The organism is Ponticoccus litoralis, from assembly GCF_039769985.1.
In the GTDB taxonomy this organism is placed as follows: Bacteria; Pseudomonadota; Alphaproteobacteria; order Rhodobacterales; family Rhodobacteraceae; genus Ponticoccus; species Ponticoccus litoralis.
The window spans coordinates 407,219-421,020 of sequence record NZ_JBDNCH010000002.1; the positions used below are offsets into that span (position 1 = coordinate 407,219).

The window sequence follows — 13,802 nt, forward strand, 5'->3', positions numbered from 1 at the left end:
AACTCATCGAATGCAGGGTCCCTCTCCTCCTCCCTGGGGCCAAGCATAAGCGGCGGCACCTCTCCTCCTCCCTGGTGTCGCCGCGCCCTAAAACCGGGCTTCTCTCGCGCAAGCGACTGCCGCCCACGACATGCCGGACCCCTCTCCTCCTCCCTGGGGTTTCCGACATCAGCGACGGTGCCTCTCCTCCTCCCTGGCACCGTCGCAACCAGATACCGGCCCCCGACGGGCCAGAGATTGCAGGGCTCCTCTCCTCCTCCGTGGAGCCAGGCATACGCGGCGGCACCTCTCCTCCTCCCTGGGGCCGCCGCACACCAATTCGGTTCGAGCCCCCTCTCCTCCTCCCTGGGGCGCTCGTAAACTTCGGCCCCGCGATGCACCCGCATCGCGGGGCTTTTTTCGGTCGCTGCGAGCCCCGCCTCGCAGCGACCAGTGGGCAAAGCTGCCTTGCCGCAGGAAAGGTCAGCAGCCCCCCCCTCGCAAACCGGACGCCCCCAGACACTGGCCCCGACATTTCAGCCAGCGGGCAAAGCTGCCTTTCCGCGTGAACTCCGGCGGCTCATCCCCTCGCCAATCCAGCGCCCACCCGAAACAAGGCCCGTTTTCTTCCCGAGACCCGGGCCGCCGACTGGCCCGGCGGACCGCCGGAATCCCCACAGGCCCGTCCCCCCCAAAGGGTCCGGGTCGGGTGGGCGGGCCGCCTTTGCGCAGCAAACAGGTCCGCCCCGCCCGACCGCACCGCACCTGCAAAGCCACGCGCCCTTCCCCTCCCCGCCCCCATTCGCTACAGGTCTGGACAAAGCAAAGAGGTCCCGACATGCCCCTGGAAAAGACGTTCAACGCCGCCGAGGCCGAACCCCGCCTCTCCGCCAAGTGGATCGAGAGCGGCGCCTTCCGCGCCGGTGCCAACAAGTCCCGCGACGAGAGCTTCACCATCATGCTCCCGCCGCCCAACGTGACCGGCGCCCTGCACGTCGGCCACGCCTTCAACCACACGCTGATGGATATCCTGACGCGCTGGCACCGGATGCGCGGCTTTGACACGCTCTGGCAGCCCGGGCAGGACCACGCGGGCATCGCCACCCAGCTTCAGGTCGAAAAGAAACTGAAGGCCGAGCAGGGCCTGCGCCGCACCGACCTGACCCGCGCCGACTTCCTGAACCACGTCTGGGACTGGAAGACGCAATACGGCGACACCATCATCCAGCAGATGCACCGGCTGGGCAGCTCGTGCGATTGGGAGCGCAACGCCTTCACCATGTCCGGCGCCCCCGGCGCGCCCGAGGCGGACAGCACCGGCAACTTCCACGACGCCGTGATCAAGGTCTTCGTCGACATGTACGAAAAGGGCCTGATCTATCGCGGCAAGCGGCTGGTGAACTGGGACCCGCATTTCGAGACGGCGATTTCCGACCTCGAGGTCGAGAACATCGAGACGCCGGGCCACATGTGGCACTTCAAGTACCCGCTCGCGAATGGGGCGACCTATACCTACGTCGAGAAGGACGAGGACGGGACCGTGCTCTTCGAGGAAGAGCGCGACTATATCTCCATCGCCACCACGCGCCCCGAGACCATGCTGGGCGACGGCGCGGTCGCGGTGCATCCCTCGGACGACCGCTATGCGCCCATCGTGGGCCAGCTTTGCGAGATCCCGGTCGGCCCCAAGGAACACCGCCGCCTGATCCCGATCATCACCGACGAATACCCCGATCCGACCTTCGGCTCGGGCGCGGTGAAGATCACCGGCGCGCATGACTTCAACGACTACCAGGTCGCCAAGCGCGGCGGCATCCCGATGTACCGCCTGATGGACATGGCCGGCCAGATGCGCGCCGACGGCGCCCCCTACGCCGAAGCCGCCGCCACCGCGATGAAGGTGGCCAAGGGCGACCAGACCCTGACCGAGGCAGAGACCGACGCGCTGAACCTCGTGCCCGACCACCTGCGTGGCCTCGACCGCTTCGAGGCGCGCGACAGGGTCGTGGCCGAGATCACCGCCGAGGGTCTCGCGGTGATGACAGAGGCCACCGACCCGCGCCTCGGAAAGCCGGTCAAGGCTCCCGTCGCGCCCGAGGAAGGCGGCGAGGACCGCACCGAAGAGCAGAACCTCGTGCCGCTGGTCGAGGCCAAGCCGATCATGCAGCCTTTCGGCGACCGCTCGAAGGTGGTGATCGAGCCGATGCTGACCGACCAGTGGTTCGTCGATGCCGAGAAGGTCGTGGGCCCCGCGCTGGATGCCGTCCGCTCGGGCCGCATCAAGATCATGCCGGAATCGGGCGAGAAGACCTATTACCACTGGCTGGAAAACATCGAGCCCTGGTGCATCTCGCGCCAGCTCTGGTGGGGCCATCAGATCCCGGTCTGGTACATCCCCGGCGAGGAAGACTGGTACCCGGTCTGCGCCGCGACAGAGGCCGAGGCCATCGAGAAGGCCATGGCGATCTCGCCCGAGGGCACGGAATTCCGCATCGTCGCCGATGCGCAGGAGGCCGCCGATGTCCTGCGGGCCCTGCGCGAGGCCATGGACGTGGCGGACGAGGGCACCATCCGCACCTTCGACGCCCCGATGCAACTGCCGATGTTCCGCGATGCCGATGTGCTGGATACCTGGTTCTCGTCCGGCCTCTGGCCCATCGGGACGCTGGGCTGGCCCGAAGACACGCCGGAAATGCAGAAGTATTTCCCCACGGACGTGCTGGTCACCGGGTCCGACATCCTGTTCTTCTGGGTCGCCCGGATGATCATGATGCAGCTTGCCGTCGTCGACGAAATCCCCTTCCACACCGTCTACCTGCACCAGCTCGTCCGCGACGAGAAGGGCAAGAAGATGTCCAAGACCACCGGCAACGTCATCGACCCGCTCGAGGTGGTCGAGGAATACGGCGCCGACGCGCTGCGCTTCAACAACGCGGCCATGGCGTCCATCGGGGGCGTGCTGAAGATGTCGATGGACCGCATCGCGGGCTATCGCAACTTCGGCACCAAGCTGTGGAACGCCTGCCGCTTCGCCGAGATGAACGAGGTCTTCACCGCGCATGAAACCGCCGCGGACCCGGCATGGGTCGTGCCCGCGCAGCAGACCGTCAACCGCTGGATCGTGGGCGAAACGGCGCGCGTGCGCGAAACCGTCGACCTCGCGCTGGCCGAGTACCGTTTCAACGACGCGGCCAACGCGCTGTACGCCTTTGTCTGGGGCAAGGTCTGCGACTGGTACGTGGAATTCTCCAAGCCGCTCTTCGCGGACGAGAACCCCGCCGTCGTGACCGAAACCCGCGCGACCATGGCATGGGTTCTGGACCAGTGCCTGATCATGCTGCACCCGATCATGCCCTTCATCACCGAAGAGCTCTGGGGCACGCTGGGCACGCGCCAGAAGATGCTGGTCCACACCGACTGGCCGACCTATGCCGCCGCCGATGTGGTGGACGCCAAGGCCGAGGCAGAGATGTCCTGGGTCATCGCCCTGATCGAGGGCGTCCGCTCTGCCCGGGCGCAGATGCATGTGCCCGCAGGCCTCTACGTGCCGCTGCTTGTCACGGGGCTGGGCGCCGAGGACCGCGCCGCGTGGGAGCGTAACGAGGCGCTGATCAAGCGCCTCGCGCGGATCGAGAGCCTGTCGGAGGTGACGGAGTTCCCCAAGGGCTGCGTCACGGTCCCGGTGGGCGGCGCGACCTTCGGGATGCCGCTGGCGGATATCATCGACGTCACCGCCGAAAAGGCCCGGCTGGAGAAGTCCATCGCCAAGCTGGCCAAGGAACTCGGCGGGCTGCGCGGACGGCTGAAGAACCCCAAGTTCGCGGAATCCGCGCCGCCCGAGGTGGTCGAGGAAGCCCGCGACAACCTCGCCGCGCGCGAGATGGAAGAGGCCAAGCTGCAAGAGGCGCTGGCGCGTCTGGCAGAGCTGGGCTGAGACAGACGCACCCCGCCTTCGGGCGGGGTGCGGTGTGATGGTGAAGCGCTATTGGCTGGTTATTGGGCTGGTCGCCTGCGGCTAACGATTGGGGGCTGGTCAGCAGGCTGGCCGCCTGCAGCGAACGATCGCCCCGTCTTTCGAAAAGTCCTACCTATCCGCTCCAAAGCTCAAACAAGTCAGCGATGAGCAAGGACAATGCGATCCACCGCCCGGCGCGGAATCAAGGCGAAGCCGCCGCGCATCGCCGGGCCGCCCCTCGGCCCGGCGATTTGGCTACCGGCATCGCTACCCGGCGAAGTTCTACGGACTTGGCTGGGATAAAGTGCCGTCCAGAAAAGTCAGATCGCCGCGCCACGGCCCGCCGATGCGCGGCTTGGTGGTTGGGGAGAGGGTATCCCGAGGTTCGTCGCGCACTCAGGCGACCTCCGAAGGTCTGAAGGCTTGGCAGGAAACAACCGCCGTCCTGACATGTCAGATCGCGGGACCACCAAGACCCAGCGATGCTCGTCACCGCGGATACAGCGGGCCGTTCTCCCTGTTGGCGGGCTGAAGCCCGCCCTACGACGCCTCGCGGCGGACCGCCCTAAGGCGCCAAGGCTACCAATCGCCCCTCCTCAGTCCTGCCAGAACCGCAGGGTGAAGAGGACATAGACCGCCATCAGCTCAAGCCGCCCGGCCAGCATGGCGAAGCACAGGATCCACTTTGCCGTATCGCCCAGCCCCGCGAAATTGCCCGCCGGGCCGATCATGTCGCCCAGCCCCGGCCCCACGTTCGCCAAAGCCGTCGCCGCCCCGGACACCGAGGTGATGAAGTCCAGCCCGGTCAGCGACAGCGCCACCGCGAAGACCCCCAGCGAGACCACGAAGAACACGAAGAAGGTCATGACCGACCGCAGCACGTCCTGCGCCACCGGCCTCCCGTCGTAGCGCGTCACGAAGACCCCGTGCGGCGAGACGATGCGCTTCAGCTGCACCCGCACCGCCGCGAACAGCAACTGGTAGCGGAAGATCTTCACCGAGCAGGCGGTCGAGCCCGCGCAGCCTCCGATCAGGCCGATGTAGAAGAACATCGTGACCAGCACCGGCCCCCACTGCATGTAGTCGACAGAGGCATAACCGGTCCCCGAGATGATCGAGGTGATGTTGAACAGCGCCTCGCGCACCGCCTGCTCCGGGTGGTGCGGGAAGATCCACAACAGCGCCACCGCCGTGCAGACCGTCAGAACGCCGATCACCCAGAGGAATCCGCGCGCCTGGATGTCCTGGAACACCGCGAAGCGGTTGCCGCCGACCATCTGCACGTAGCGCACGAAGGGCAGCGCCGCGAGGATCATGAAGACCGAGGCGATGTATTCCGCCGGCCCCGAGAAGGTCCCGAAAGAGGCGTCGTAATTGGCGAAGCCGCCGGTCGAGACCGTGGTCATCGCATGCACCGTGGCGTCAAAGGCATTCATGCCCACGATCAGGTAGCAGGCGGTGCAGGCCAGTGTCAGCGAGACATAGATGGTCGAGATCGAAGAGGCGATCTGCGTCGCGCGGGGCAGGATCTTGCCCATGGTGTCGAAGGCCTCGGAGCGGAAGATCTGCATGCCCCCGACCCTCAGTTCCGGCAGGAAGACCATGGCCATGACGATCACCCCGATGCCGCCGGACCATTGCAGCAGCCCGCGCCACAGAAGCAGCCCCTTGGGCAGGGTTTCCAGCTGGGTGAAGACCGTCGACCCGGTGGTGGTCATGCCCGACATGGCCTCGAAATAGGCGTCGGTGAAACTGGCCTCGGTGGCGCCCAGCACGAAGGGCAGCGCGCCGAAGAAGGGCAGCGCGACCCAGACGCCGGTGGTCAGCAGAAAGGTCTGTTGCAGCGTCAGGTGCTCTTTCACGCCATTGGCGCAGGCCAGCGCGATCATGCCGCCGCAGAACATCGTCAGGACGCCGGTTTCCAGAAAGACGTGCCATTCGCCCCGCCCTTCGGCAAGGTCGACGAGCAACGGCAGAAACATCATCGCGCCGAGGATCGCGACCAGCAGGCCGATCACATAGGCGACGGGGCGGATATCGAACATCGGCGGGCGTCCGGTCCGGCTCAGGCCCGCAGGGCCGGCGCCCGGCTCCGCGCCGCGTCGGCGTGGCAGGCCTGAGCGTGTGCGCCCACCCGTTCGAACCGGCAGGCCCTGCAAAGGCAATGTCCCGTCAACGTCCGCATCGCTGCGCCCCCGTTCCTGATCGCCGCGACCCTACCGCGCAAGCGCGGCATGGGAAAGCCGCAACCGCAACGGTCACACGGCGAGAATGTCGCGGAACACGAAGCTGAGGATCTCCTCGCGCCGCAGGCCCAGCTCGGCCAGCTGCGCATCCGTGGCGGATTCCAGCACGATGATCTCGCGCAGGCGCCCGCGCCGCAGGGCGTAGGGGTTCAGGCCAAGGCCGATTTCAAGGAAATAGCGGTCGATCTTCTGATGGATGGAGGCATGTCCCATCCCGATCTGGACATTGTCGCGCGGCATCGTGGAAACCTCTTCGCAGGGGGTCGGTTTCCTCCCGCCGCCATGCTGCCACGAATCCGGTGCGCGCTCCATGAAAGACGGCGGCGCCGGATGGCCTCCGGCGCCGCTGCCTGCATTTCAGGCATCAGCCGACGTGAAACAGCGTCTGGAACAGCTTCGGGTCAAGGCTCTCGGAGGCAAACAGCGTGCCTTCGGTCAGGACCGATACCGCGTCATGGCTGTGCAGGCTTTCCTGATGGCTGGCAATGATGCGGTAATCGCCGATCCGGTCGTCCTCTTGCAGCTGCTCGGCGAACAGCCGCGCCGCGTCCTCGACGAAGATCGGGTTGGCGGCGTTCAGCTCGGCAAAGGCCTGCTCGTCCTCGCGCTTGACCATGACCTGCGTTTCCGTCGGCACGGCGCGGCGGCACATGTCGATCAGGTCTTCGAACCACAGGCACTTGCCGGGGTTCAGCTCTACTGACAGGCGCGCCACGGAGCGCTGCGAATGCGGCGTCGCAAGCTGACCACGCTCGCGCCGCGCATGTTCGGACAGCTCCAGGGAGCAGGGGCAGGTCGAGGAATAGACGTAATCGAGGTGCATGACCTTGCGCCGCACGCCCTCCACTTCGAACAGTTCCAGCGCGATGTCGTAATACTGGTAGCCCTTCAGCCCCGACCGCAGGCTTTCCACCTTCACCGGAAAGCGGAAGGCCATGTTGATCCGTGCGTCGAAACTGCCAAGGTCGGCCTTGTAGTCGTCCAGCGCCGCCTCGATCACCTCGAAGCTGAAGGTCTTGTCCGCATGCACGTAGAAGGACCGCATGATGCGGCTCATGTTGATGCCCTTCTTGTCCGCCTCGAGGCTGACGGTGCCGGTGACGCTGGTTTCCAGCGCAAGATCGCCGCTGTCGCGCGAATGGTACTGGATCGGCAGGCGGAAGTTCGAGATGCCGACGTGCTGAATCGCCCGCTGGGCGCCCCTGATCAGCGAGGACGGCCCGTTCTGAAGATCCGGCAGCGAGGCCTTGTAGACCGGGTCGACGGCGAATTCCTCGGGGTATTCGCGCGCCAGCGCCGGGTAGCCCGCCGGATCGAAGCCGGCGGTCAGCTGCGTCAGCGCCGAATCCAGCGCGTCGATCTCCTGCCCTTCCGCCTGGGTGGCCCAGCGGCGCAGGACAGCCAGGGCCGCCTCCGCCTCTGCGCGGGTCGGTTCGCCGTCGATCTTCGGTGTATGTATGGTCATGGCCGATGGCCCCCGTCCGTCGTCAGTCACGTTCTAACCTATGGCCTGCCCTGCGCAGGTTCCACTCTTGGTAAGACATACGTGAAATACGCCTGATCGGATCAAAGTCCAAGGATTATGCCTCAGACCGCCTCGAGCGCCCCCATGAGATCCGCGATCAGGTCCGCCGGATCCTCGATGCCCACCGACAGCCGCACCAGCCCCTCGGAGATCCCCAGCTGCTCTCGCTGCTCCGGGGTCAGGCGGCTGTGCGTGGTGGTTCCGGGATGGGTCACGATCGATTTCGCATCGCCAAGGTTGTTCGAGATGATGACCACCTCAAGCGCGTTCAGGAAGCGGAAGGCCGCCTCTTTCCCGCCCTTGAGGTCCAGCGCGATCATCGTGCCGCCCGCCCCCAGCTGCGCCTGCGCCAGCGCGTGGTCGGGGTGGTCGGGGTGGCCCGGGTAGATCATCTGCGCCAGCTTCGGGTGACCCTGCAGGGCCTCGGCGATCTTCACTGCGGTCTCTGTCTGGGCACGCACCCGCAGGCCCAGGGTTTCAAGGCCCTTCAGCATGACCCAGGCGTTGAACGGGCTCATCGAGCCGCCGGTGTGCTTCATGTAGGGTTCGACCACGCCACGGATGTGTTCGCGGGACCCCAGGATGATGCCGCCAAGGCAGCGCCCCTGCCCGTCCACATGCTTGGTGGTCGAATAGACCACCAGATCCGCCCCCTGCTCGATGGCCTTCGAATAGACCGGGGTCGAAAAGACGTTATCCACGACGACCAGCGCGCCCTGCGCATGGGCCAGCCCGGCCACGGCCGCGATATCCACCAGCCGCAGGGTCGGGTTGGACATGGATTCGAAGAACACCGCCTTGGTCTCGGGGCGGATCGCCGCCTCCCATGCGGCCAGATCCCCGCCGTCGACAAAGGTGACCTCGACCCCGTAGCGGGTCAGCACCTCTTCGAGGATGTAAAGGCAGGAGCCAAAGAGCGCCCGGGCCGACACCACGTGATCGCCCGCCTTCAGCATGGAACAGAGTGCGCCATTGACCGCCGCCATGCCCGAGGCGCAGGCGAATCCGTCCTCGGCGCCTTCCAGCAGCGCCATGCGCTCCTCGAACATGGCCACGGTCGGGTTGCCGTAGCGGGCGTAGATGAATTCGTCGGGACCGGTCTTCTTGAACCGGGCCTCCGCCGCCTCGGCGCTGTCATAGACGAATCCCTGCGTCAGGAAGATCGCCTCGCTGACCTCTCCCCACTGGCTGCGCTTGGTGCCGCCGTGCACCAGTTCGGTCTGCTTGCCTCGTGCCATGTCCTAGATCCTTCGCAACAAAAAAGCCCCATCGCGGTCAAGCGAAAGGGGCCTTTCGTCTGACCTCTTTAGCGGAATGTTTAACGTGGCCCGCAATCCGGTAAACAAAGCGCCACGCCCCCTGCCATAGAGCGGTTAAGCCCGCGTTTCAAGACCGTCACGCGCCTGTAACCGAGGTTTCACAGAGCCGGGCCAGTCTCGTCGCCAAGGGGACTGCACCAGATATAGTGGACGGGCACGATGCCAATGCTACGGCTCACGGTAACCGAACAGGGCGCGGCGCTGCATGAGACCCGGGCGCCGCTCCTGCCGGTGCTGCGCCACGCCCTGTTGCGCGACCCCGGCCCGGTCACGGTAATGATCCACGGCTACAGGTACCAGCCCGGTCACGCACTGCACTGCCCGCATGGCTCGATCTTCGCGCCCCGCCCGGCGCCGGGGCAGCCGCGCGTCGTCAGCTGGCCCCGCCACCTGGGCCTGCGCGGCCAGCCCGGCGAGGGGCTGGGGATCTCCTTCGGCTGGCAGGCGCGCGGCTCGATCTGGCAGGCCCACCAGAACGCCGCCGCTGCCGGAGAGGCGCTGGCCGAGCTGCTGGCCGATCTCCGCCGCCTCGCCCCCGCGCACCCGGTCAACCTGATCGCGCATTCGCTGGGCGCCCGCGTCGCGCTGCGCGCCATCGCCGGCGCGGCCCCCGGCACCGTCAACCGGGCGATCCTGCTGGCCGCCGCCGAATACGCCGGCACCGCGCGCCGCGCGCTCGAAACCCCCGCCGCCCGGCAGACACAGGTCCTCAACGTCACCAGCCGCGAGAACGACCTCTTCGACTTCCTCAGCGAAAGGCTGATCGCCCCGGACAGCCCCGGCCCCGACCACATGCTGGGACAGGGCGCGCCGGACCTGCCCAACCTCGTGACCCTGCAACTGGACGACCCCGCCAGCCTGCGCACCCTGCGCCGGGCGGGCTTTCCCGTCCGACCGCCGGAACGCCTCGTCTGCCACTGGTCGCCCTACCTGCGCCCGGGCGTGTTCCCGCTCTACCGCGCGGTCTTTGCCGGGGACATGGCCCTGTCCCGCCTGCGCGCGCTTCTGCCCGCCGAAACGGCGCCGCGCTGGTCGCGCCTGATGCCGCGCCTGCCCGGGCGCACCGCCTCCGGCCCCCTCTCGGCCTGAACGGACCACCCCGAACACCTGCCCCCACCTGCTTCTTTGGTCCGCCAAATACCTCGGGGAGGCCGAAGGCCGGGGGCAGAGCCCCCTTCGCGCCGCGCCCCCTAAGCCCCCCTGTCAAGGACCGCAACACGCCCCTGCCCGCCCACCGCCGCCGGATCCGCTGAAAGACGCCGCGATCCCGGCAAGCCGCCCGCGAATCCGCGCCCGTCATGTTGCGTTTCCCGCCCTGCCCCGCGCATCATGGGGTGACTCGCCAACCCAAGGGGACAACACGTGGAATCCTTCCTGCTTCAGGCCTCGATCTTCCTCGGAGCCGCGGTGATCGCGGTGCCGATCGCCGCGCGGCTGGGGCTGGGATCGGTGCTGGGATACCTCATGGCCGGCCTGATCATCGGGCCGGGGCTGGGCCTCGTCGCCCATACCGAGGACATCCAGCATTTCGCCGAGTTCGGCGTGGTCATGATGCTCTTCATCATCGGGCTGGAGCTGGAGCCGCGGGCGCTGTGGGACATGCGCCACCGGCTGATCGGCATGGGCGGGCTGCAGGTGGTCATGACCATGCTGGCCATCATGATTGCCGCGATGGTCTTCGGGCTGGTCTGGCAGACGGCGCTGGCGGTGGGCATGATCCTCGCCCTGTCCTCGACCGCCATCGTGCTGCAGACCCTGACCGAGAAGGGCCTGATGGAAACCAACGGCGGTCGCGCGACCTTTTCGGTGCTGCTGACGCAGGATATCGCGGTGATCCCGATGCTGATCGCCCTGCCGCTGCTGGCGACGGGGCCGACGGTCATGCTCTCGCCCGACGGCTCGATCCGGCGCCCCTCGGTGGAACACTCCGACGCGGGCCATGAATCGTTGTCTCTGGTGGCCGATCTGCCGGGCTGGGGCGCGGCGCTGGTGACGCTGGGCATGGTCGCGGCGATCATCCTCGCGGGGATCTACGGCGCGCGCCCGCTGTTCCGCTTCATCCATGCCGCGCGCCTGCCCGAGATGTTCACCGCCGTCGCCCTGCTGATCGTCGTGGGCATCGGCTCGCTGATGCTGATGGTGGGCCTCTCGCCCGCACTCGGCACCTTCCTTGCCGGCGTGGTGCTGGCCAACTCGGAGTTCCGGCACGAGCTGGAATCCGACATCGCCCCCTTCAAGGGCCTGCTGCTGGGGCTTTTCTTCATCACCGTCGGCGCGGGCATCGACGTCGAACGCCTGCTGCAGGAGCCCTTCCTGATCCTCGGGCTGGCGCTGGGGCTGATCCTGCTGAAAGGCACCGTGCTTTACACGCTGGCGCGCATCTTCGGGTTGCGCAAGCGCGGGCAATGGCTGTTCACCCTTGGCCTCGCGCAGGCCGGCGAGTTCGGCTTCGTGCTGATTTCCTTCGGGCTGCAGCAAAGCGTCCTGACCCAGAACCTCGGCAACCGGCTGCTGCTGGTGGTGGCGCTGTCGATGCTGATCACGCCGCTCTTGTTCCTGCTCTTCGACGCCATCAACCGCCGGATCGCCGCCGCCTCAGGGACCGACCACAAGCCCGACGTGATCGACGACAGCGGGCCGGTGATCATCGCGGGGATCGGCCGCTTCGGGCAGGTGGTGAACCGGCTGGTGCAGGGCGCGGGCTATCGCACGGTGGTGCTGGACCACGACATGCAGACCATCCAGCTGATGCGCCGCTTCGGCTACAAGGGCTTCTTCGGCGACCCGACCCGCCCGGAGCTGCTGCACGCCGCCGGGATCGAGAAGGCGAGCGTCCTGCTTGCGGCGCTGGACGACCCCAAGGCGACGACGAAGCTGGTGGCCTACGCCCGGCGGGTGCGGCCCGACCTGCACATCATCGCCCGCGCCCGCGACCGGGTGCATGTCTACGCGCTCTACAAGGCCGGGGCCAATGACATCGTGCGCGAGATGTTCGACTCGTCGCTGCGGGCCGGGCGCTACGTGCTGGAGAACGTCGGCATGAGCGAATTCGAGGCCGCCATCGCCGAGGAGACCTTCTACCACCACGACCGCGCGACCGTGCGCGAACTGGCAGAGCTGTGGGATCCCTCGCTGCCCGCCTCCGAGAACCACGCCTATATCGCGCGGGCGAAGGAGCTGGAGAAGTCCCCGGAAACGGCGCTCTTCACCGCATTGGAGGAACGGGCCAAGCAGGACGCCGCGTGAACCGGTAAGGTGCCGTCGTACCCACCTTACACCGCTCTTTGAGCCGCGCCATCGCAGGGCCGTGGTTCGGCGATCCACCGTTGCTGGATGGCAGTTTATCCCGGCAAAGCCCGTATGCCCTCCGTCAGGTCGCGCCTGCATTTGCCAAATCGCCGGGCCCCGGGACGGCCCTGCGATGGCGCGGCGGCCTGCGGCCTTGCTTCCGCGCTTGGTGGTGGATCGGAACGGTCCCTCGGGCGACAGGCCCGACCGCCCGGCATGATCCCCCCTTTGCCGAAGCATGGCCGACAGGTCGCAAGCCATGCGGCGCCGCCCGACAGGCTCTTTCCCCCGCCCCCAAAACGAAAACGCCCCCGCGATCTCCCGCGAGGGCGTCTCAAGTCAATCCGCGACGGATCAGGCGGCGCGCAGGCCCAGCACCTCGTCGACCTCGGCGGGCGGCGGCGGCCTCGTCACCGGATACGGCGGCGATCTCGCGGGTCAAACGCTCGAGCGCGGCCTCGTAAAGCTGACGCTCGGAATAGGACTGCTCGCGCTGGTCGTCGGCGCGATGCAGGTCGCGCACGACCTCGGCGATGGCGATCAGGTCGCCCGAGTTGATCTTCTGCTCGTACTCCTGCGCGCGGCGCGACCACATCGCCCGCTTCACCTTGGCCTTGCCCTTCAGCGTCTTCATCGCCTCGCTCACCACATCCGGAGAGCTGAGCGAGCGCATACCGATTTCCGTTGCCTTGTGCGTCGGAACGCGCAGGGTCATCTTGTCCTTCTCGAAGGAGATCACGAAAAGCTCCAGGCTCAGCCCGGCCACTTCCTGCTCTTCGATCGACACGATCTGGCCGACACCGTGGGCCGGGTACACAACAAAATCATTCGGACGGAATTCGGGTTTCTTCGCTTTGGTCATTTGGGTCCTCGCAGCTCGCGCACGATCAGGCGACAAAAAAGACGATCGGGGATCGCAGCGATTCCCGGTCATCTGTGTGGTTTGTCCCCTGAACTATGCCCCCACTGGCCTACGGGCCGGGGCGGGCGCGCGTGATGTCATCATGTAGAAGAGAAATATAACACAAAAAAGCGCCTCTTCCCAGCACCTCGCCGGAAGAGTAGATTACATCGCTTTTTCAACGGCCTGCGCGAATTATCACCCCCAGCGGGGGCAACCCTGACGCGAATCAGCCGCCCTCGCCCGGCGCCTCGGAGAAATACTTCTCCATCTTGCCTTCTTCCCCGTCGCGTTCCTCTGCGCCGGGCATCGGATCCTTCTTGGAGATGATGACGGGCCAGAGTTCCGAGTACTTGCGGTTGAACTCGACCCACTTCTCCATGTCCGGCTCGGTGTCCGGGCGGATCGCGTCGGCGGGGCACTCTGGTTCGCAGACGCCGCAGTCGATGCATTCGTCGGGGTGAATCACCAGCGTGTTCTCGCCCTCGTAGAAGCAATCGACGGGGCAGACCTCCACGCAATCGGTGTATTTGCAGGCGATGCAGTTTTCGGTGACGACGTATGTCATGGCGCAACCCTCGGTTCTCGG

General features: G+C 66.7%; 8 protein-coding genes, 1 pseudogene and 1 riboswitch. Of the genes and pseudogenes, 3 read left to right on the forward strand and 6 right to left on the reverse strand.

The window, feature by feature from the left end:
- The first annotated feature begins 817 nt into the window (after positions 1 to 817).
- Positions 818 to 3,913, forward strand: coding sequence for a valine--tRNA ligase (locus ABFB10_RS03000; protein ID WP_347165329.1), 3,096 nt, complete (start codon positions 818 to 820; stop codon positions 3,911 to 3,913).
- A gap of 617 nt (positions 3,914 to 4,530) precedes the next feature.
- Here ABFB10_RS03000 and ABFB10_RS03005 read toward each other — a convergent pair.
- The 4 genes from ABFB10_RS03005 to metZ form a co-directional block, all read right to left on the reverse strand.
- Complete coding sequence (locus ABFB10_RS03005; protein WP_023851505.1) at positions 4,531 to 5,979, reverse strand: TrkH family potassium uptake protein; 1,449 nt, start codon at positions 5,977 to 5,979, stop codon at positions 4,531 to 4,533.
- Between the two features lie 213 nt (positions 5,980 to 6,192).
- Positions 6,193 to 6,420 (reverse strand): hypothetical protein, encoded by a 228-nt coding sequence (locus ABFB10_RS03010; protein ID WP_347165331.1) that lies wholly within the window; start codon positions 6,418 to 6,420, stop codon positions 6,193 to 6,195.
- Between the two features lie 124 nt (positions 6,421 to 6,544).
- On the reverse strand, positions 6,545 to 7,645 hold the full coding sequence (gene folE2, locus ABFB10_RS03015) for a GTP cyclohydrolase FolE2 (protein WP_347165332.1): 1,101 nt from the start codon (positions 7,643 to 7,645) through the stop codon (positions 6,545 to 6,547).
- Between the two features lie 122 nt (positions 7,646 to 7,767).
- A complete protein-coding gene (gene metZ / locus ABFB10_RS03020) occupies positions 7,768 to 8,943 on the reverse strand; it encodes an O-succinylhomoserine sulfhydrylase (protein WP_347165333.1) in 1,176 nt (391 codons plus the stop codon).
- A gap of 47 nt (positions 8,944 to 8,990) precedes the next feature.
- A riboswitch (SAM riboswitch) is annotated at positions 8,991 to 9,069 on the reverse strand.
- Between the two features lie 120 nt (positions 9,070 to 9,189).
- On the opposite strand from metZ, the gene ABFB10_RS03025 reads away from it, so the two are divergent.
- The gene (locus ABFB10_RS03025) at positions 9,190 to 10,113 is read left to right on the forward strand and encodes an alpha/beta hydrolase (protein WP_347165334.1); all 924 of its coding nucleotides are present in this window, start codon (positions 9,190 to 9,192) and stop codon (positions 10,111 to 10,113) included.
- A gap of 273 nt (positions 10,114 to 10,386) precedes the next feature.
- Positions 10,387 to 12,270 carry a monovalent cation:proton antiporter-2 (CPA2) family protein gene (locus ABFB10_RS03030; RefSeq protein WP_347165335.1) on the forward strand — a complete coding sequence of 628 codons (1,884 nt, stop codon included), beginning with the start codon at positions 10,387 to 10,389 and terminating at the stop codon, positions 12,268 to 12,270.
- A gap of 396 nt (positions 12,271 to 12,666) precedes the next feature.
- Here the strand turns inward: ABFB10_RS03030 and ABFB10_RS03035 are convergent.
- Positions 12,667 to 13,174: pseudogene (locus ABFB10_RS03035) on the reverse strand (CarD family transcriptional regulator).
- 268 nt (positions 13,175 to 13,442) lie between these two features.
- Positions 13,443 to 13,781, reverse strand: a complete 339-nt coding sequence (gene fdxA / locus ABFB10_RS03040; protein ID WP_347165336.1) for a ferredoxin FdxA — start codon at positions 13,779 to 13,781, stop codon at positions 13,443 to 13,445.
- Positions 13,782 to 13,802 lie beyond the last annotated feature (21 nt).